General features: G+C 65.2%; 20 protein-coding genes. 11 read left to right on the forward strand and 9 right to left on the reverse strand.

Annotated elements, in window-relative coordinates; genetic code table 11:
• The first annotated feature begins 68 nt into the window (after positions 1-68).
• Positions 69-368 (forward strand): oxidoreductase, encoded by a 300-nt coding sequence (locus tag EJO69_RS01140; RefSeq protein WP_126038105.1) that lies wholly within the window; start codon positions 69-71, stop codon positions 366-368.
• A 275-nt stretch (positions 369-643) separates the two neighbouring features.
• On the opposite strand, the gene EJO69_RS01145 is transcribed toward EJO69_RS01140, so the two are convergent.
• Positions 644-2,125, reverse strand: coding sequence for a leucyl aminopeptidase (locus EJO69_RS01145; RefSeq protein ID WP_211331462.1), 1,482 nt, complete (start codon positions 2,123-2,125; stop codon positions 644-646).
• A gap of 35 nt (positions 2,126-2,160) precedes the next feature.
• On the opposite strand from EJO69_RS01145, the gene EJO69_RS01150 reads away from it, so the two are divergent.
• Positions 2,161-2,598 (forward strand): hypothetical protein, encoded by a 438-nt coding sequence (locus tag EJO69_RS01150; protein WP_126038108.1) that lies wholly within the window; start codon positions 2,161-2,163, stop codon positions 2,596-2,598.
• Between the two features lie 17 nt (positions 2,599-2,615).
• Positions 2,616-3,632 (forward strand): quinone-dependent dihydroorotate dehydrogenase, encoded by a 1,017-nt coding sequence (locus EJO69_RS01155; RefSeq protein ID WP_126038111.1) that lies wholly within the window; start codon positions 2,616-2,618, stop codon positions 3,630-3,632.
• Between the two features lie 80 nt (positions 3,633-3,712).
• On the opposite strand, the gene EJO69_RS01160 is transcribed toward EJO69_RS01155, so the two are convergent.
• Both EJO69_RS01160 and EJO69_RS01165 read right to left on the reverse strand, forming a co-directional pair.
• Positions 3,713-4,735 carry an aldo/keto reductase family protein gene (locus EJO69_RS01160; RefSeq protein WP_126038114.1) on the reverse strand — a complete coding sequence of 341 codons (1,023 nt, stop codon included), beginning with the start codon at positions 4,733-4,735 and terminating at the stop codon, positions 3,713-3,715.
• Positions 4,736-4,830: 95 nt separating this feature from the next.
• Positions 4,831-5,412, reverse strand: a complete 582-nt coding sequence (locus EJO69_RS01165) for a DUF3043 domain-containing protein (protein WP_164519814.1) — start codon at positions 5,410-5,412, stop codon at positions 4,831-4,833.
• A gap of 38 nt (positions 5,413-5,450) precedes the next feature.
• Between EJO69_RS01165 and EJO69_RS01170 the strand changes: the two genes are divergently transcribed.
• The 7 genes from EJO69_RS01170 (at position 5,451) to ctaF (ending at position 12,482) form a co-directional block, all read left to right on the forward strand.
• Entirely contained in the window at positions 5,451-6,806 is a 1,356-nt protein-coding gene (locus EJO69_RS01170) for a dipeptidase (RefSeq protein ID WP_126038120.1), read from the forward strand.
• Positions 6,803-7,762, forward strand: coding sequence for a glycerate kinase (locus tag EJO69_RS01175; protein WP_126038123.1), 960 nt, complete (start codon positions 6,803-6,805; stop codon positions 7,760-7,762). The genes EJO69_RS01170 and EJO69_RS01175 overlap by 4 nt, the downstream gene beginning before the upstream one ends.
• 117 nt (positions 7,763-7,879) lie before the next feature.
• Complete coding sequence (locus EJO69_RS01180) at positions 7,880-8,224, forward strand: HesB/IscA family protein (protein ID WP_126038126.1); 345 nt, start codon at positions 7,880-7,882, stop codon at positions 8,222-8,224.
• Positions 8,224-9,213: an FKBP-type peptidyl-prolyl cis-trans isomerase gene (locus EJO69_RS01185; protein WP_126038128.1), complete on the forward strand. Its 990-nt coding sequence runs from the start codon at positions 8,224-8,226 to the stop codon at positions 9,211-9,213. Before EJO69_RS01180 ends, EJO69_RS01185 begins: the two co-directional genes overlap by 1 nt.
• A 235-nt stretch (positions 9,214-9,448) precedes the next feature.
• Positions 9,449-10,333, forward strand: coding sequence for an aa3-type cytochrome oxidase subunit II (gene ctaC / locus EJO69_RS01190; RefSeq protein ID WP_211331463.1), 885 nt, complete (start codon positions 9,449-9,451; stop codon positions 10,331-10,333).
• Complete coding sequence (gene ctaD / locus EJO69_RS01195; RefSeq protein ID WP_126038131.1) at positions 10,320-12,038, forward strand: aa3-type cytochrome oxidase subunit I; 1,719 nt, start codon at positions 10,320-10,322, stop codon at positions 12,036-12,038. Before ctaC ends, ctaD begins: the two co-directional genes overlap by 14 nt.
• Before the next feature lie 3 nt (positions 12,039-12,041).
• Positions 12,042-12,482, forward strand: coding sequence for an aa3-type cytochrome oxidase subunit IV (ctaF, locus tag EJO69_RS01200; RefSeq protein WP_126038135.1), 441 nt, complete (start codon positions 12,042-12,044; stop codon positions 12,480-12,482).
• Positions 12,483-12,660: 178 nt separating this feature from the next.
• Here ctaF and EJO69_RS01205 read toward each other — a convergent pair whose 3' ends face one another.
• Positions 12,661-13,050 carry a hypothetical protein gene (locus tag EJO69_RS01205; RefSeq protein ID WP_126038138.1) on the reverse strand — a complete coding sequence of 130 codons (390 nt, stop codon included), beginning with the start codon at positions 13,048-13,050 and terminating at the stop codon, positions 12,661-12,663.
• 307 nt (positions 13,051-13,357) lie between these two features.
• Between EJO69_RS01205 and EJO69_RS01210 the strand changes: the two genes are divergently transcribed.
• Positions 13,358-13,732: a hypothetical protein gene (locus EJO69_RS01210; RefSeq protein WP_126038140.1), complete on the forward strand. Its 375-nt coding sequence runs from the start codon at positions 13,358-13,360 to the stop codon at positions 13,730-13,732.
• A gap of 26 nt (positions 13,733-13,758) precedes the next feature.
• Here EJO69_RS01210 and EJO69_RS01215 read toward each other — a convergent pair whose 3' ends face one another.
• The 5 genes from EJO69_RS01215 to qcrA all read right to left on the reverse strand — a co-directional run bounded on the left by EJO69_RS01215 (position 13,759) and on the right by qcrA (position 18,801).
• Positions 13,759-14,547, reverse strand: a complete 789-nt coding sequence (locus EJO69_RS01215; protein WP_126038143.1) for a hypothetical protein — start codon at positions 14,545-14,547, stop codon at positions 13,759-13,761.
• 193 nt (positions 14,548-14,740) lie between these two features.
• Positions 14,741-15,208: a hypothetical protein gene (locus EJO69_RS01220; protein ID WP_126038146.1), complete on the reverse strand. Its 468-nt coding sequence runs from the start codon at positions 15,206-15,208 to the stop codon at positions 14,741-14,743.
• 185 nt (positions 15,209-15,393) lie between these two features.
• Positions 15,394-16,008: a superoxide dismutase gene (locus tag EJO69_RS01225; protein WP_126038149.1), complete on the reverse strand. Its 615-nt coding sequence runs from the start codon at positions 16,006-16,008 to the stop codon at positions 15,394-15,396.
• 100 nt (positions 16,009-16,108) lie between these two features.
• Positions 16,109-17,806: a cytochrome bc1 complex cytochrome b subunit gene (qcrB, locus tag EJO69_RS01230; protein WP_126038152.1), complete on the reverse strand. Its 1,698-nt coding sequence runs from the start codon at positions 17,804-17,806 to the stop codon at positions 16,109-16,111.
• The gene (qcrA, locus tag EJO69_RS01235; RefSeq protein WP_211331464.1) at positions 17,803-18,801 is read right to left on the reverse strand and encodes a cytochrome bc1 complex Rieske iron-sulfur subunit; all 999 of its coding nucleotides are present in this window, start codon (positions 18,799-18,801) and stop codon (positions 17,803-17,805) included. The genes qcrB and qcrA overlap by 4 nt, the downstream gene beginning before the upstream one ends.
• Positions 18,802-18,807 lie beyond the last annotated feature (6 nt).

The raw sequence follows: 18,807 nt of genomic DNA on the forward strand, positions 1-18,807 counted from the left end.
TTCTGGGCCGAACGTCATGGCTGTTCCTAGATGTTCGTCTCATTGCGGAAGCAACGTACAATCCACCCATGGGAATCTTCTCTCGATTCAGCGGCGGTGCGTCCAGTGAGCGGCGACAGGCGACGATGGAGCATTTCACACACTTCGTCGAGACCCGCAAAGGCGTCGAAGCCTACCTGGAGCCGGCCGGAGCTCGAGAACCCATGGCCCTTATCCTCGTCGCCCGCGACGGGGAGTGGACGCGCCGCAAGGTGCCGAACGCGCGTGAGGCGGCGAAGCTCGCCACCGACCTTGGCCTGCCATTCTACGAGATCATCCGCACGGGGTACCCCCAGCGGATGAGGGAATGGTCGGCCCGCAACAAATAAAGCGAGCGGCCCCGAACACCCACGGCAGCCCTCATGATTCGCTCTGACGGATCAATCGGATTGCAGCCGGCGGCGTCCGACCGGGCTCATGACAGTCGGGCGTTCGACCATCGGCGTGGCGGGCCTTGCCGCGAGAGTGCCCTCGTTGCCATCACCGTACCCATGTCGCCCAGACGCGAACATGGCCACCCCGGCACGCGAAACGGGCGGGGTCGGGGTCATTTCTTGACCCGTCACCCGCCCGCTGCGTGACAGACGCAACAGCGCTCACGCTGTTATTCGACGTCGGCCGTGTTCATTCCCGCCCATGCGAGGAGCGTCTGGACTGCGTGGCCGGTGCCGCCCTTCGGGGTCGAGCCGAACGGTCCCTCCTCGTTGAACGAGGGGCCGGCGAGGTCGATGTGCGCCCACGGCGTCGACCCCACGTACTCGGCGAGGAATAGGCCGGCGGTCAGCATGCCGCCGCCGCGTCCGCCCGAGTTCTTCGTATCGGCGATCTCCGACTTGAGCGACTTCTTGAGGTGGTCGGGCAGCGGCATCGGCCACATGTCCTCGCCGACCTCATCCGCGGCCTCGACGATCTCGTTGCGCACGGCATCGGAGCCCATGACACCCGAGATCCGGTCGCCGAGGGCGATGATCTGCGCGCCGGTCAGCGTCGCGATGTCGACCACCGCATCGGGATTCTCCTCGACGGCCTTCGCGAGTCCGTCGCCCAGCACGAGGCGACCCTCGGCGTCCGTGTTGTTGACCTCGACGGTGCGCCCCGAGTACATCGTGATGACATCGCCCGGGCGGGTAGCCGTCCCGGACGGCATGTTCTCGGCGAGGCACAGCCAGCCGACCAGGTTGACCTTGAGCGACAGACGCGAGGCGGCGACAATCGTCTCGAGGACGGTGGCGGCACCGGTCATGTCCGTCTTCATCGTCTCCATCGATTTCGGCGGCTTGAGCGACAGGCCTCCCGAATCGAACGTGATGCCCTTACCCACGAGGGCGAGCTTCTTCTGCGCCCCACGCGGCTTGTACTCGATGCGGACGAGACGGGGCGGGTTGGCTGAGCCGCGGCCGACGCCGAGGATGCCGCCGAAGCCCTCCTTCTCGAGGTCCTTCTCATCCCAGACCTTGACGGTCAGGCCCTTCTCGGACGCTCCGTAGGTAGCCGCACGGTCCGCGAAGTTCGCGGGTGTGAGGTCGGCGGCCGTCGTGTTGACGAGGCTGCGCACCGCGCACACCGCGTCGGCCACCACGGCGGCCTCGGTCGCGAGCGCGTCGAGCTCGTCCTTCTTCAGCCTGCCGGAGGAGACGACGGTGATCGTCTCGGACGGGGCGGGCATGACCTTGTAGTCCTCGAACGTGTACGCGCCGAGGAGTCCTCCGAGACCGGCCTGATAGATCGAGTCGGGATCGTCGAGGGGAGAGGCGAGGGCGATGGTCGCCGCACCGGTCAGGCCGCGGACAGCCGAGCCGAAGGTTTCCCTCAGGTCGATCGCCTCGACTCGGTCGGCGGGCTTGCCGACGCCGGCGAAGGCGAGGGTCTCGGCCGCGAAGCCGGCAGGGGCGGGAATGCGGGCCAGAGAGCCGGCACTGCCGGAGAATCCGATCTTCGGAAGCAGCTCGTCGAGGGACCGGAGGACCTTCGAGGACAGCGAGTCCGCAAGAACATGGACTCCATCCTCCCCGGTGACGACGGGCAGAACCAGGACGTCGGAATTAGTCTTGTCAGGGGCTTGTTGAATAAAGTTCAGTTCAGACACGACTATCATCATAGCCGGGACAGAAGGAGGGTGCCGTGGATCAAGGCTCGCAGTCCGGTGGACTGCACGACAGCCGACGCTCAGCCCTCGGCTGGGCCCGCGTCCTGCTCTTCATCATCATTGCCTTCGCGGCCGCCTTCGTCTGGCTCGGCATCGTCGGTGCGACGAGCGCGTTCCTCAACTCGCTCCCCGGCACCGCCGTCCTCACGCTCGTCGCCGCCGTCGTCTGGTCGCTCATGGCCGCCGGCATCGTCCATAACGGCCGCCGCATGCGCCGGATCGCGTGGGCGGCCGCCGCTGTCAACGTCATCATCCCGATCATCGACCTGTGGGCGGCGATGCCTCTCGACACGTGGAGTCCATGGCGGTCGGGCGGGGTCGCCTACTGGTACATTCCCACGCTCGTCGCGGCCGTCACTCTCTGGTGGCTCTACCATTCGTCACCCGCACGCCTGGCCCAGCAGAACGGGTAGCCCGGTAGACTGATCGGGTGCTCTACCGATACCTCTTCGACACGATCATCACCCGGACAGACCCTGAAAGGGCCCACGCGGGATCCGTCGACGCCATCGGCGCCGTCGGACGCTCTCCACTCGCACCTCTCCTGAGGGCAACGGTGGGGTGGAGGGACGGTGCGCGTCAGGCGACCGCCTTCAACCGCCCGGTCCCCGGCCTCGTCGGGCTCGCCGCCGGTATGGACAAAAACGCGACGGCTGTTGAGGGGATGGACGCTCTCGGCTTCGCCTTCGTCGAGATCGGGACGGTCACCCCCGAGCCGCAGCCGGGCAACGAGCAGCCGCGCATGTGGCGACATCCAGAATCCAGGGCGCTGCGGAACGCCATGGGATTCAACAACGACGGCTCGCGCGTCATCGCGCGCAGGCTCCAGGCCCTGCGGTCGACTCGCCGCGGGCGCTCGATCGTCGTCGGCGTCAACATCGGCAAGAACAAGTGGACGAGCGAAGAGGACGCCGCGAAGGACTACGAGGTGTGTGCGTCCCGTCTCGCACGCTATGCCGACTACCTCGCGATCAATGTGTCATCCCCGAACACCCCGGGTCTGCGTGATCTGCAGAATGCGGAATCGCTCCGTCCGATCATCGAGGCCACCCGAACAGCGTCGATCGCCGCCGCAGGGCGGCGGGTGCCGATCCTTCTGAAGATTGCTCCCGACATGGATCTGGCCGGCGTCAGAGACATGGCTCAGCTCGTCATCGATGAGAAGCTCGACGGGATCATCGCGACGAACACGACCGTCGACCACCCGCATCTGCGCGGCGGCCTCTCGGGAGAGCCCCTGACCGAGCGCAGCCTCGCCGTCGTCCGCGCGCTGCGCGACAGTCTCCCGACCGATCGCATCATCATCGGCGTCGGCGGCATCACCTCAATCGATGATGCTCAGGCGATGCTGGGCGCTGGGGCAGATCTGCTCCAGGTCTATTCGTCCTTCGTCTACGAGGGTCCGTGTCTTCCAGGGCGACTCAACAGGGCACTCTCCCACCTCTGACGACCATCGAGCAGCGCCGCGCTCGACGAATAAGAGGCAGAGATTGAGGGAGGACCGGAAGGTCCTCCCTCAAAACACAGTCAGCGGGTGATGTCCGGCCGTTCGTGCGGAGCGTTCTCCCATGTCAGGCGCGGGTCATCGATGATGACGCCGGCGAGGATCTCGTCGATCCGAGACATGAGCTCCGCTGGAATGACGACATCGGCGGCGACTGCATTCTCCGCCACCTGCTCGGGCCGCGAGGCGCCGATGATGGCGGCGGCAACATTGTCGTTCTGAAGGGTCCACGCGATCGCCAGCTGCGCGCGCGAGATTCCGAGTTCGTCGGCGACGGACTTGAGGCTCTCGACGGCGGTGAGGATCTCGTCGGACATGAAGCGCTGGATGGTGCGGGCACCGCCCTTCTTGTCCGTCGCGCGGCTGCCCTTCGGCGGCTTCTTCCCGACCTTGTACTTTCCGGACAGGACTCCCTGAGCCATGGGCGACCAGACGATCTGCTGGACACCGCACTTCTCCGACATCGGAATAACCTCGGGCTCGATGACCCGGTAGAGCATGTTGTACTGCGGCTGGTTGGAGATGACCTGGAAGCCGAGCTCCCTCGAGAAGTCGTGCGCGTACTTGATCTGCTCGGCGGTCCACTCGGACACACCGATGTAGAGGGCCTTGCCGGCACGGACGACGTCGGCGAACGCCTGCATCGTCTCCTCGATGGGGGTCTCCACGTCATAGCGGTGCGCCTGGTAGACATCGACATAGTCCGTGCCGAGCCTCTGGAGCGAGGAGTCGATCGACTCCATGATGTGCTTGCGCGAGAGGCCCGCATCATTGTGGCGCCTGCGGCCGGTTGGCCAGTAGACCTTCGTGAGGATCTCGAGCGACTCGCGCGGCTCCGAACGGAGAGCCTTGCCGAGGACCAGCTCGGCGGTGCCATTGGCATAGACGTCTGCGGTATCGAAGGTTGTGATGCCGGCATCGAGAGCCGCCTTGACGGAGGCGAAGGCCGCGCTCTCTTCAACCTGACTGCCGTGAGTCAGCCAGTTGCCATAGATGAGATTGGAGATTTTGAGGCCGGAACGGCCGAGGAATACGTAGTCAACCACGGCGCGAGTCTACAGCCACCGCCCCAGGCACGCACGGCGGCCGGGGAGAGAGACTCGTTGGGGCAGACGAATGCCCTCCGTGAGGAGGGCATCGATCACTTGGCTCCGGCCGGCCATTCGCCTCGGGAGACCAGCGGCAGAGGCCGCCGCCACCGGCGTGGGTAGAAGGTGCGGCCGAACATCTGCCATCGGATCCCGCGCGGCACCCGATCGGGGCCGAACCTCTCGTCCAGCTTCTTCTTCATCTGCCGCACGGCGAGGAGGGAGTCGACGATCATGATGATCATGATTCCGTACGTGGTGAGCATGAGGATGAGGGCGATCTCAGGGGCGACCGCCTGGACGAAGACGAGGAGCAGGACCGCGAAGGCGAGGAAGAAGAAGTACGACGCGAGGGTGATTCGCGCGTCGATGTAGTCCCTGGCCCAGCGCCGTACGGGGCCGCGGTGCGCGTACGGGAGGTTCGCCTCGTCGCCGGTCTTCATGGCGATCTGCTCGCGCTGGAATTCCGCGTCCCGCTTCGCCTTCGCGGCACGCTTCGCGGCCTTGCGGTCCTTGGGGACCAGAGGCCGCATCCGGGCCGCCTCTGCCTCCCTGCGGGTGGGGGTCGGGCGTCCCTTGCCTCGGGCTGCGCCGCTGATGACCTCGGGCCTGTCCATGTCGTCGTCCTTGCTCACGGGCTCAATCCTAGCGTCCCTCGAGTATCGTGGAAAACATGACTGAACTCGCCCCATACAACGCAGCGGTCGACGCCGTGCTGCCCGGAGTACGCGCCGACCTTGAAGATCTCGTGCGGATCCCGTCCGTCTCATCCGCCGCCTTCGACCAGGCGGAGCTGGATCGGTCGGCCGCCAGGGTCAAGGAGATCTTTGAGGCCTCCGGCGTGACCGACATCGACATCATCACGCTCGAGACCGAGAACGGCACCGGACGGCCCGCGGTTCTCGCGCACAGGGCGGGCCCGGAGGGGGCCCCGACCGTCCTTCTCTACGCGCACCACGATGTGCAGCCGCCCGGGGACCGGTCCTCCTGGGATTCGGAGCCGTTCGAGCCGGTCGAGAAGGACGGCAGGCTATACGGCCGCGGCACGGCGGATGACAAGGCGGGCATCCTCGTCCACGCGGGCGCTCTGCGCGCACTCGACACGATGGGCGAGCTGCCCGTCTCGGTCACCCTCTTCATCGAAGGAGAGGAGGAGATCGGCTCCCCGACCTTCGTCGACTTTCTCCACGCTCACCGCGACAGGCTCGAGGCCGATGTCATCATCGTCGCCGATTCGACGAACTGGAAGGTCGGCATCCCCTCGCTGACGACGTCTCTGCGTGGGCTGGTCGGCCTCGAGGTCACCGTCGACGTCCTCGAGCATGCCCTGCACTCGGGCATGTACGGCGGCCCGGTGCTCGACGCGGTGACGGCCGCCTCGCGGCTCATCGCCACCCTGCACGATGAGGATGGCTCCGTTGCGGTCGAGGGGCTCCACACCTACGACAATGCCCAGGTCGACTACCCCGAGGAGCAGCTGCGCACGGATATGGGCGTGCCGGCCGGATCCCAGCTCGCCGGGCGCGGTTCAATCGCCTCCCGGCTGTGGACGCAGCCGGCCCTGGCCGTCATCGGCCTCGACGCGACATCGGTCGACAGGTCCTCGAACACGCTGATCCCCTCGTGCCGCTTTGCGCTCTCGCTCCGCGTTGCGCCCGGTCAGGATCCGAAAGACGCCCACGAGGCACTCACGAAACATTTGCTCGACCACGCGCCCTTCGGCGCCCGCGTCACATTCGGGGGCCTCGAGCTGGGCCCCGCCTTCCAGGCGACCGAGAGCGACGTCATGGAGACGGCGCGGCAGGCGCTGGCCGATGCTTGGCAGGCCGAGCCGGTCGATATCGGCGTTGGGGGTTCCATTCCCTTCATCGCCGATCTCGCCGCCGTCTTCCCCGAGGCGAAGATTCTTGTGACGGGCGTCGAAGACCCCGACACTCGTGCGCACGCGGGCAACGAGTCCCTCCATCTCGAAGAGTTCCGCCGGGCGATCCTCGCCGAGACCATCCTCCTGTCGAGGCTCGGCAGGTGAGGGTACTCCTCCTCGCGTCGCGGATCGGGGTGGCGCCCGCCGAGGTCGTTCTCGAGGCCTCGGCGGCGCCCTGGCGGAGCCGCGCCGAGGTTGACGCCGTGCCGGTGAGTGACGGCGAGGGTGACCTCTGTGAGGTCATGGCCGTCCTCTCGGGAGGCGAACTCGGCATGATCAGGGCGGGCACCACAGCTGTGCCCACTCTTGTGACGGGTGATGACTGGACGATCGACCTGTCCCGTTCGTGGGGCGAGGATTCGGCGATTCTGGGGATCGCGCTGCGGGAGGCTCTCGCGGGCAACCCCCGCCGCCTCACCATCAATCTGCCCGCCCGAGTCATCCCGGATCTGGGCCGCGCGATGATGACGGAGCTGGGAGTCGACGATACGTCGGGCCTGGCCCGACGTCTGGCGAACACCGACGTGATCGTCACCGGCTCGACGGAGCAGCCGCTCCTCGGTGTCAACGGGCTGCCCCGCTGGTTGGACAGACATGGCATGCTCACGGCGGAGGAGGCGCAGAGGCTCGAGCTCGACCTCGGTGCGTCCCTTCCTGCTCCCGCCCGCACCATGCTCGTCGGCGCGTCGGTCGACCCGAAGGCCAGCTGGTCCGGTCTCGGGGGAGGGGCAGCGCTCGTCCTCCAGGCCGCCGGTGCCCGCGTCCGGTGGGCGGGAGAGATCGTCGCCCATGCGGTCAGCCCGCGCCTTGCGCAGGCCGACCTCATCGTCTACGTGACCGGTGGACTGGAGCTTGATATGCCGCGCTCGCTCGTGACGATCGCCGACGAGGCAGGGCAGTCCGCCACCCCCGTTCTCGTCGTCTATGGCGAGGGCAGGCTTCTGCGGCACGAGCTCGCGCGGTTCGGGCTGTCGGGATCCTACTCGTATGCGGACCATGGAGAGGGCCTCGATGCTCTCGGGCGCGCCATGGAGCCGATCGCCCAGACCTGGGCCCGCTGACCAGCCGTATTACTATGGAGATATCCGTGTTAACAGGGTCATGCCTTCTTGGAATGCAGTCCCCTTCCACGTAATCTTGTTCTAGCCCTTGGGCGAACCTTCTGAAGGAGAATTCTCATGACCGAATCCGTTGCAGTCCACGCCGTGGAGCTGACCGACGTTGCCGCAACCAAGGTGCGCAGCCTGCTCGCCCAGGAGGGTCGTGATGACCTGGCCCTGCGCGTTGCCGTGCAGCCCGGCGGCTGCTCCGGCCTCATGTACCAGCTCTACTTCGATGAGCGTCAGCTCGACGGCGATCTCGTGCGCGAGTTCGGCGACGTCAGGGTCGTCGTCGACCAGATGTCGGCGCCCTACCTCGATGGTGCGACCATCGACTTCGCAGACTCGATCGATCGCCAGGGTTTCACCATCGATAACCCGAACGCGGCCGGTTCCTGCGCCTGCGGCGATTCGTTCCACTGATGCAGGCCACGCGGCGAATCGCCGCTGCATGTGCACTTGCCGCCCTCGTGCTCGCCGGATGCTCCGACGATCCAGAGGGCGGCCAGTCTGCCGACGAGACGCAGACGACCGCTCCCGAGGAGACAACGGACGCACCTGTCATCGATGAGGTTGATGCACTCGTCTCCGATGAGGGGATGCCGTCCGTCGTCGAGGAGGACGGGATCGTCACCCTCGACTTCGATGGGGCAACCGAGCCCGATGTTCTCCAGGTCTCCGTGGCCGAGGAGGGCGACGGCACCGCCGTCACCCGCGAGGACATGGTGATCGTCGACTACGCGGGCATGGTGTGGGGGAGCGACGTCACGTTCGACTCGTCCTACGAGCGTGGTCAGCCGATGTCGTTCCCGCTCAGCGGCGTCGTCCAGGGATGGCGCGACGGACTGGCAGGCCAGACCGTCGGCTCTCGAGTCGTCATCTCCGTCCCGTCGGAGCTCGGCTATGGCCCGATGGGCGGCAACGCCTCCGCCGGAATCGGCGAGGATGACACGATTGTCTTCGTCGTCGACATCATCGACACGATCGCTCCGGACGCGACGGGTGATCCCGATGCGGCGGCAGTGGTCCCCACGGATGATCTTCCGATCGAGATCGATGGCGCGCTGGGCGAACCCACCTCCATCACCGTCCGCAGCGGAGCAGACGAGCCCGAGGATGAGACGTCGATCGTCATCGCCGAGTCCGATGGCGATGTCGTCGGAGGTCTTGGCACGACGGTGTACTTCCAGTACTCCGCCGCCACCTGGGACAACTCGCAGAACGAGTCGTCGATCGACTTCGGCGGGGTCCAGAACACGACCATCGGATCCGGATCCGTCTTCGACCACCTTGAGGGCATCCCGATCGGCTCACGAGTGCTCCTGCTCGTGCCCGGCAACGAGGAGACGCCGGCCCTTGCCGCGCTCGTCGATATCGTCGGACAGCTCGAGCCGCCGGAGGCCGTCGAATAGGTGGCAGAGGACTTCCTGTTCTCCCGAACGGTCGGCTCTCGCGACTCAGGTCACACGACATCCCCGCAGCCCTCACGGCTGCGGGGATTTGTCCGTTTTTCGAGATGATTTCTCAATTTCCTCGGGTTGTAGGGGCTTCTCCTGGGAAAAAACTATGTACAGTAGGGTGCTAGGACGATAGTCCCGGGTCCGCCGTGCGAACGGTGGCCGGGAATGTGAAGGAAGGTACACCACCGTGCGTGAAACACAGCAGCGGCGACGCGGTCTGAAGCGTGCTGGAGCGCTTGCCGCGATCGGCGCACTTGCCGCCGGCTGTTCAATGGAGTCGCCGAGCAATCCCGGCAAGGGCATCGATGTTGGATTCCTGCCCTCGACAAGGGGGATGACGGACCGCACCGGTCAGCTCATCGACCTGTGGAACGGCGCATGGATTGCCGCAGTGGCGGTCGCCGTGCTCGTCTGGGTGCTGGTCCTCTGGTCGGTCATCGCCTACCGCAAGCGGAAGAACGACAACACGCTGCCGGTCCAGCTGCGCTACCACGTGCCGCTGGAGATCATGTACACGGTCGTGCCGATCATCATGGTCGGATTCCTCTTCGTCTTCTCGACCCGCGCGACAGCCGAGATGAACGACATGAGCGCTGAGCCGGATCTCGAGATCGAGGTCTACGGCAAGCAGTGGAGCTGGGACTTCAACTACACCTCCGACGACGTCTATTACTCCGGCGACCGGATCTCTTTCATGGGCGACCAGGTTGGTGCCGAAGAGACGCTGCCGACGCTGTACCTGCCGGTCGACGAGACCGTCGAGTTCACCATCAAGTCGCGCGATGTCATCCACTCCTTCTGGATCCCGGCGTTCCTCTACAAGATCGACATGATGCCGGGCCAGGTCAACTCCTTCCAGGTGACGCCGCAGGAGGAGGGCGTGTACTCCGGTAAGTGCGCCGAGCTGTGCGGTGAGTTCCACGCGGAGATGGTCTTCAACGTCGCCGTCGTCGACCGCGAGACGTACGACGCCGAGATGGAGAAGCTGCGCGAGGCCGGCAACACCGGCACCCGCGGCGATGAATACAACAGGCAGTACCAGATTAGGGAGTCCAGCAATGGCATCGACTGATGTAGATCCCCGCGTCATCGAGGGCGATTTCATCCCGGGACTGCGGCCCTCGAAGCAGACGCTCGGCCGCCGGATCATCGACTGGATGACCTCGACCGATCACAAGACGATCGGCTACATGTACCTCATCAGCGCCTTCGCCTTCTTCATGGTCGGCGGCGTGCTCGCACTTGTCATCCGAGCCGAGCTGTGGGCCCCCGGAATGCTCCTCCAGTCCAAGGAGCAGTACAACCAGTTCTTCACGATGCACGGAACGATCATGCTGTTCCTCTTCGCGACGCCGCTCTTCACCGCGTTCGGCAACGTGCTCGTGCCCGTCCAGATCGGCGCCCCTGACGTCGCCTTCCCGAGGCTCAACATGTTCAGCTTCTGGCTGTTCTCCCTCGGCGGTCTCGTCACCATCGCCGGCTTCCTCACGCCAAAGGGTGCCGCCTCGTTCGGCTGGACGGCCTACGTGCCACTGTCGACGAATGCGTTCTCACCGGGCCTGGGCGGCGATCTGTGGATCATGGGCCTCATCATGACGGGTTTCGGAACGATCTTCGGTGCGGTCAATTTCATCGCCACGATCATCACGATGAGGGCGCCGGGCATGACGATGTTCCGCATGCCGCTGTTCACCTGGAACGTCCTCATCACATCCCTCCTTGTCCTCATGGCGTTCCCGATCCTCGCCTCTGCGCTGTTCGGGCTGGCGGTCGACCGCGTCCTGGGCGGACAGATCTACAACCCCGAGGCCGGGGGCGCCATGCTCTGGCAGCACCTCTTCTGGTTCTTCGGGCACCCTGAGGTCTACGTCATCGCGCTGCCGTTCTTCGGCATCATCTCCGAGGTTATCCCGGTCTTCTCCCGCAAGCCGATCTTCGGCTACAAGGGTCTTGTCTTCGCGACGATCGCGATCGCCGCCCTGTCCGTCACCGTGTGGGCGCACCACATGTTCACGACCGGCGGCGTCATGCTCGACTTCTTCTCTCTCCTCACCATGGCCATCGCCGTGCCGACGGGCGTGAAGTTCTTCAACTGGATCGGCACGATGTGGCGAGGGAAGCTGACCTTCGAGACGCCGATGCTCTGGTCGATCGGCTTCCTCCTGACCTTCGTCCTCGGTGGCGTCACCGGCGTCATCCTGTCGTCGCCCGCGATGGACTTCCACGTCCACGACTCCTACTTCGTCGTGGCGCACTTCCACTACGTCGTCTTCGGCACGGTCGTGTTCGCCATGTACGCGGGCTTCTACTTCTGGTGGCCGAAGTTCACCGGGCGCATGCTCGATGAGCGGATCGGCAAGATCCACTTCTGGCTCACCTTCATCGGCTTCCACGTGACGTTCATGATCCAGCACTGGCTCGGCGTCCAGGGCATGCAGCGAAGGATCCCTGACTACATGCCCGAGGACGGCTTCCAGACGTACAACCAGATCTCGACCGTCGGGGCGACCATCTTGGCCATCTCGACGCTGTTCTTCCTCTGGAACGTGCTCAAGACATCGACTGCTCCGAAGCCGGCGCAGCTGCCCGATGATCCGTGGGGCTTCGGCGGCTCGCTCGAGTGGGCGACTGCCTCGCCCATCCCGCGCCACAACTTCACGGAGCTTCCGCGGATCAGGTCCGCCCGTCCCGCGTTCGACCTGCACCATCCCGAGGTCGCTGCTATGGACCGCGTTGATCCGATCGCAGAGACCGACCTGCCGGTCAAGGAGGACTAAGACATGATCAAGAACGATTCGAAGCCGGAGCGGGAGCGCAAAGCCCTCGTTGTCGAGACGCTGTTCTTCGCCACGCCGGGTGCTTTCTTCGTCCTCGTTGCGCTGGCCTACGCCTTCGTGACGAACGCAGAGCCGATCGGGACGATGGCGCTTGCCGGCCTGGCATTCATGTTCTTCTTCGTCACGGGCTACCTGTGGCTGACTTCGCGCAGAGTCGATTTCCGCGCCTCAGATGACGAAGAGGGTGAGATCCATGAGTCCGCCGGCGAGATCGGAGAATTCAGCCCGCATTCCTGGTGGCCATTCGTTGCCGGCGTCGCTGCCACTGTGGTGGCCGCGGGCTTCGCGGTTGGCTGGTGGATGTTCGGACTCGGACTCGTCCTGGGAGCGATGGCCGTTGTCGGTTACGCCTTCGAGAACAACCGTGGCGTCTACGCCCACTGAGCGAACGTCCCACTGAAAAATTCTGTCCCCCGGCCAACGGCCGGGGGACAGAACTGCCACCTGAAGCAGCTGTACCGTGTCCGTACGAGCGCACCGAGAGCCTCGTCGGGTAGGAGACCGGCTGGTCCGGGCTCAGTGAGCCAATGCGGGTACTGCCGTGCGCCGTGAGGGGGCAGTATCAGGTGCGGTCGGCGGAGCCGGCGTCACGCGCCGCAAAAACCTCAGTCCGGCAGACCTCGGCTCGGTTGACGAGCCTGCCAAGATCCGCGTCGTGCATCGTCTTGATGTTGTCGGAGTCGATGACGATGCGGAGAGCCTCGGCGGTGAGTGTCGAGTAGGTTCCGTTTGCCAGGCAGGTGAGGAAGAAGTCCTCCTCGGCCGCGGTCGCGTTCTCTGGAATAGCGAGCCGCCCGTCGTGGTGGAGCTTTGCCGTGAGAGAGGTGCGGTACGCGTCCCTGCTGACCTCCCCGGAATCACCGCCAACCACGAAGGCGGCGACCATCGCAGCGGTCAGAACAAGAGAGGCCGCGGCAGTCGCAATGACTCCGCGGGCCGCTCTCGATCTCATGCTCAGTGGCATGCCATGTCCTTCACAGGACCATTAGATCACTTGTCGTGCCGATGCTTGGGATCGTGCACGTGCGGGTCGCGCGTGCCGCGTTCGCCGTGTTCGCGACCGTCGCGAATTCCGGGCTCATCAGGATGACGCGCGGCCTGCCGATCGACGTAGGGCTCCTGGTCGTACTCGCCTGAACCCTCGGGGCCCAGGTGGTCCTCACCCTGACGGGCGATGTACGGGGTCTGGTCGTACTCGCCGCCGTGGCCCGGGAGGTAATCGTCCTTCGGGGCGCTGGCTCGAAAGCCGGATCGTCCGCATGAGGGGAGAGGGGGTTGTACGGGGCGTTCTCGTGGGCGTGGTGCGGGGTCTCCCGCACATCGACGTCTTCCCGCGCTCCCACGTGTTCGCCGTCCGCGTGTCGAGGACGGTGCCGCGAGTCGGCGTGGCGGGTATCCTCGCCGCCAACCAGATCGACCTCGTCCTCCGTACCCGCCTTGTGGGTCATGTCGTCGTCGTAATGCTTCTTGTCATCGTGGGCCATGGTGATCACAATCTCCTTAAGTCACTGAATGTGATGAACGTCTATGACTCTACGCACAGATCGGCGTGTGCTCCAGCCGAAAACCGCGACATACCGCCTGTTCCCAGGCTTTTCTATGGTTTCCTCCGGACAATCACCGTGCCGGGCTGAAGCCGGCGGTGCGGCGGCGGTGGCGACTAGAGAGTGCCGGCCTCTTCGCCGCACTGCATGGCGATGTCCTCAAGCTCCGTCACCGAATGGTTGTCGTAGACGTCGGTGCCGTTCGAGATCGATTCGATGGCGTCGGGCCGAAGGCGCTGGATGGCCTCGTCTGTCACACAGTCCAAGTAGGCGTTCCACTGGTCTGAGGTGATTCCCTGGTCCTCGGCGGCCTGCTGATCGAGGCCACTCTCTGCGAGGATGTCCTCCATCCCGCTCCTGAAGGCTGCAGGGTCCGCGTTCGGATCGCCGAACTCCTGGTCGGGTGCGTCCTCGGGAGCCCGGCCGCCGTCCTCGACGTCGGGGCCCTCATCGGTCGCATCCTCGACAGCTGTCGGGGTCGGGTCAGAGGCAGCGTCGTTGTCATCATCCCCACGGGTGAGGAAGAAGATGAGTGCGCCGATGAGGAGGACGGCGAGGACGCCCAGGGCGATCCAGAGTGGAGTCCTGCTTCCATCGCGCTGCGGCTCGCGACCATAGGGATCATTGCCGTAGCCGCCGTGAGGGGGCTGGCCATAGCGTGCATCGCCCTGACCGGGCCCACCATAGGGAGGCTGGCCGTGGGCGGCGTAGGGCCCGCCCTGGCTCTGCTGCGCATGCTGGGTTCCCTGCTCGGCGCCGAAAGGCGGCTGACCGTGGTAGCCGGGCTGCTGTTCGGCGTTCTGCTGGAAGCCATCCTGTCCTAGTCCGGGCGTCTGGCCGGTCGGGCCACCCGTCGGCTCGCCCGAATGCTTTGGATCCCAGGGGGTGTTTCTATCGTCGGTCATCGTGTCCGCCTTCAATCGCGAGTGTGGGGCAAAGGACCCATGTTACTCATACTGTGATGTGGTACGCACGACAAGATAACACTACTGACTCGGATGCTCCTGTGGCGGAGTGGGTTGTTCTGCCCAGAGAGGGCCACCGCGGACACACCTCCAGCGGTGCAGCACAGGTCACCTGCGCGTCATAGAAGCCGTGTCATTGGGCGGGTTCGAGCCTTGCTGTGCAGGTCCGGGAGGCGGCCTCCAAGAGGTCGTGATCCCCGATCTCGGCGCCCGAATCGCCGACAGCAATCGCTGAGAGAGTCTCGTCGGACGCGCTGTCGAAGAACCTGTCGACCATGCACTCGCCGTAGGCCATGAGGATGACCGGGTCGATGCTGTCCGGGCCGATTCCATGGAGGGCCAACTCCTCGACGAGGAGACGATGGAGGCCGGCTACGACCGATGCCCGGGTCACCGGCTCGCTGTCCGGTGCGGGCAGTACTGCGGAGGAGGGGGACGCCACTGCCTGCCGCACGCCGGACTCCCGTGACTCCACCGTCGCTCTCCCACCTGTGAGGAGAACAGCGGCGGCCAACGCCCACGCTACGACGATGATCGCCACGGCCCTTCGCACCCAGCGATGCAGGGGCACGCGGCGACTCAGGGTGGCATCATTCGACATGGCGTTCTCCTCGTGGGACGTGGTCGGGCGAACCTACCTCGCGGCGCGGGAGCCCCGCATGCAGTGGATGTTCTCCGTGCACGTGCGCGCCAGGCAGGCCCACGGGGACGGACCGCTCAAACGATGCCCGGCGGGCGTGCAAAAGGGTGGTCGACCGAAAAGTCGACCACCCTTATGCGCACGTGCTACTTGACGATGACTGCCTTCGTGGCGTCCTCGAGTCGTGCTGCAACGTCCTGCCAGTTGACGAGGTTCCAGAACGCCTTGACGTAGTCTGCCTTGACGTTGAGGTAGTCGAGGTAGAAGGCGTGCTCCCACATGTCGAGCATGAGGATCGGCAGCGTGCCGACCGGCACGTTGTTCGCCTGGTCGTAGAGCTGGAATGTCGTCAGCTTGCCTGCGACGGAGTCATAGGCGAGGACAGACCAGCCCGAACCCTGAATGCCGGTGGCGACAGCGGTGAACTGGCTGACGAAGTTGTCGAAGGAGCCGAATGCATCCTTGATGGCTTCGAGGAGCTCACCCTCGGGCTGTCCGCCGCCATTGGGGGAGAGGTTCTTCCAGAAAATGGAGTGGTTGATGTGGCCACCGAGGTTGAAGGTGAGGTCCCTCTGGAACTGGTTGATGGTCGCGAAGTCGCCCGCCTCCCTCGCCGCAGCGATATTCTCGAGCGCCTTGTTCGCACCGGTCACATAGGCATTGTGGTGCTTGCTGTGATGGAGCTCCATGATCTTGCCGGAGATGTGGGGCTCGAGTGCACCGTAGTCGTAATCGAGCTCGGGCAGTGTGTACTGTGCCATTGAATAATCCTCCAAGTTCCGATCCCTGTGACAGGGATCAATGTTCCTTCAGTCTCTCCCATGAGCGGGTCCGGTTCCACCGAACCCGCTCATGGCGAAATCACGGGCGAATCTGGCCCTTGTCCGTGCGCTCCAGCTGGGCGACCGAGCCGCCCGGTCGCGAAGCGCCATGCCCCAGCTGATGATGGGCGGCCTGCGCGGCGGCGAGCTCACTCTTGGTCACCGGCTCGACGCGGTCCTCGAAGAAGAACCGGGAGACCGCAGAGCGGCGCCTGAGGCTCTTGTATTCCTTCCTCGGCAGACCATCGGGGCCGACCTCGGGTCCGGGCTGGATCGGGCGGTGAACATCGTGCTGGACGAGGGTCCACAGTCTGTAGTCGTCGAGCGGGCGGTGCACCGAGTGGAAGGCGCCATCTTCCGTCTGGATGACCTTGCCGGTCGCGTGCCCATGCATCGCGAGCTCCCGGTCGCGGCGCTGCAGCGACAGACAGATCCGCTTCGTCAACCAGAAGGTGATGAAGGGGGCCGCGAGGAACGCGATCCGCAGTGCCCACGTGATGCCGTTGAGAGACATCTCGAAGTGCGTTGCGATGATGTCATTCGAGCCCGCGATGACGAGGATGACGAACTGGACGATGATAACGGCGCCGATCGCGGTGCGAACCGGAACGTTGCGGGGCCGGTCGAGGATGTGGTGCTCCCTCTTGTCGCCGGTCGCGTACGCCTCGATGAACGGATAGACCGCCAGCGCGGTGAAGAGGATGCCCGGGATGACGACGCCGGGGATGAGGATCGACATCGAGAAGGTGAAGCCGAGCAGCTCGAACTCCCACCCCGGCATGAGCCGCAGCGCTCCCTCGAGGAAGAGCATGTACCAGTCTGGCTGGGCGCCTGCGGACACGGGGGAGGGATCATAGGATCCGTAGCTCCACACGTTGTTGATCGACAGCGTCGCCCCGAGCAGGGCGATGAAGCCGAACACGATGAAGAAGAAGCCGCCGGCCTTCGCCGCGTAGACGGGGAAGACGGGGAAGCCCACAACGTTGTCGTCCTTGCGGCCGGGGCCGGGGTACTGGGTGTGCTTGTGCACGACGACCATGAGCAGGTGCAGGCCGACCAGCGCGAGGATGAGGCCGGGGACAACGAGGATGTGGAGGGTGAACAGCCTCGGGATGATCTCGGTGCCGGGGAACTCCCCGCCGAACAGACCATAGGACACCCACGTGCCGAGCACCGGAATGGACTTGGCGACGCCGTCGGCGATGCGGAGACCGTTGCCGGAGAGCACGTCATCCGGGAGCGAGTAGCCGGTGAAGCCGGCGAGCAGTCCGAGGATGAGGAGCGTGAAGCCCACGAGCCAGTTGAGCTCACGCGGCTTGCGGAACGCACCCGTGAAGAACACGCGGAACATGTGGGCGACGATCGCCGCCATGAACAGGAGGGCCGCCCAGTGGTGCATCTGGCGCATGAGCAGGCCGCCCTTGACCTCGAACGAGATCCGCAGGGTGGAGGCGTACGCCTCGGACATGTGATTGCCCTGCTCCGTGACCGGCAGCGCGTCCATCGGGTACGTCACCGTGCCCATCGAGGGCACGAAGAACATGGCGAGGAAGATGCCGGTGAGGATGAGGGTGATGAACGAGTAGAGGGCGATCTCGCCGAGCAGGAACGACCAGTGGTCGGGGAAGATCTTGCGGGCGAAGCCCTTGACGACGCCCGACAGGCCGACGCGCTCGTCGACATAGTTGAGCGGCCCGCCACTCTTCTTCGGCGTCTGTGAGTACTTCGGTGTCGTCACTTCTTACGCTCCCAGTAGCTCGGGCCGACGGGTTCGGGGAAGTCCCCGTCCGCAATGATGTAGCCGTCCTCATCGACCGTGATCGGCAGCTGCGGCAGCGGCCGCTTCGCGGGGCCAAAGACGACCTTCGCCCCGTCGGACACGTCGAACGTCGACTGGTGGCAGGGGCAGAGGAGGTGGTGGGTCTGCTGCTCGTAGAGCGCCACCGGGCACCCGACGTGCGTGCAGATCTTCGAGAAGGCGACGATCCCGTCGAGGGACTTCTCCGGCTCCTTGAGATCCTTTTCGTCGAGACGGATGAGGAGGACAACGGCCTTCGCCTTCTCCTCGGCGTAGCCCTCGGCATGGGACAGGTCGTTGAGCCCCTCGGGGATGACGTGGAAGACCGAGCCGATCGTCACGTCCTCCATCTTGATCGGGCGCGACATGTCGTGGGGCCCGTCGGTCATGAGACGTCGTCCGCGGTCCCACATCGTGTGCTTGAGACGGCTGATGTCCCATCCGCCGCGCTCACCGAGGTTGCCGATGAGCGGGACGAGGAACGGCAGTGGCACGAGGGCGAGGGCGCCGCCCAATGCGGCGGTGATGAAGGGCCGGCGCGCGACGCCGGAGTCGGCGATGCCCTGGCGCATGATCGCCACGGCCTGGGCCTGGTCCTCCGGCGAGGTTCGCGACGTCGCGCGCTTCTCCACCATCTCCTCGTCGTTCATGAGCGCCTTCGCCCAGTACACGGCGGCGAGGCCGATACCGCCGAAGCCGATGGCGAGTCCCAGTCCAAGCACGAGGTTGCCGAGCCTGATATTGGCCAGCGTCGTATAGCTGGGCAGGACGAAGTAGAGGACGACTGCGGCGATCGAGGCGAGGGCCGATAGACCGAAGATGCCCGTCACGATGAGTGAGTCGCGCCTCTTGAGCTTCGGATCCGACTCGTTCCTGCGCGGAGTGTGAGGGGGAAGACCCGGGTTCTCAAAGCGCTGCTCCGGGACGTTGCTCACGGAGGT

The sequence above is a fragment of the Flaviflexus salsibiostraticola genome, from assembly GCF_003952265.1.
In the GTDB taxonomy this organism is placed as follows: domain Bacteria; phylum Actinomycetota; class Actinomycetes; order Actinomycetales; family Actinomycetaceae; genus Flaviflexus; species Flaviflexus salsibiostraticola.

Excerpts from the sequence above, each read along its gene's own strand:
- EJO69_RS01170 (WP_126038120.1), top strand. The coding sequence starts at position 5,451 with ATGACTGAACTCGCCCCATACAACGCAGCGGTCGACGCCGTGCTGCCC.
- EJO69_RS01140 (WP_126038105.1), top strand. The coding sequence starts at position 69 with ATGGGAATCTTCTCTCGATTCAGCGGCGGTGCGTCCAGTGAGCGGCGA.
- ctaD (WP_126038131.1), top strand. The coding sequence starts at position 10,320 with ATGGCATCGACTGATGTAGATCCCCGCGTCATCGAGGGCGATTTCATC.
- EJO69_RS01215 (WP_126038143.1), bottom strand. The coding sequence starts at position 14,547 with ATGACCGACGATAGAAACACCCCCTGGGATCCAAAGCATTCGGGCGAG.
- ctaF (WP_126038135.1), top strand. The coding sequence starts at position 12,042 with ATGATCAAGAACGATTCGAAGCCGGAGCGGGAGCGCAAAGCCCTCGTT.
- EJO69_RS01180 (WP_126038126.1), top strand. The coding sequence starts at position 7,880 with ATGACCGAATCCGTTGCAGTCCACGCCGTGGAGCTGACCGACGTTGCC.
- EJO69_RS01205 (WP_126038138.1), bottom strand. The coding sequence starts at position 13,050 with ATGAGATCGAGAGCGGCCCGCGGAGTCATTGCGACTGCCGCGGCCTCT.
- EJO69_RS01220 (WP_126038146.1), bottom strand. The coding sequence starts at position 15,208 with ATGTCGAATGATGCCACCCTGAGTCGCCGCGTGCCCCTGCATCGCTGG.
- EJO69_RS01210 (WP_126038140.1), top strand. The coding sequence starts at position 13,358 with ATGAGGGGAGAGGGGGTTGTACGGGGCGTTCTCGTGGGCGTGGTGCGG.
- EJO69_RS01185 (WP_126038128.1), top strand. The coding sequence starts at position 8,224 with ATGCAGGCCACGCGGCGAATCGCCGCTGCATGTGCACTTGCCGCCCTC.
- EJO69_RS01225 (WP_126038149.1), bottom strand. The coding sequence starts at position 16,008 with ATGGCACAGTACACACTGCCCGAGCTCGATTACGACTACGGTGCACTC.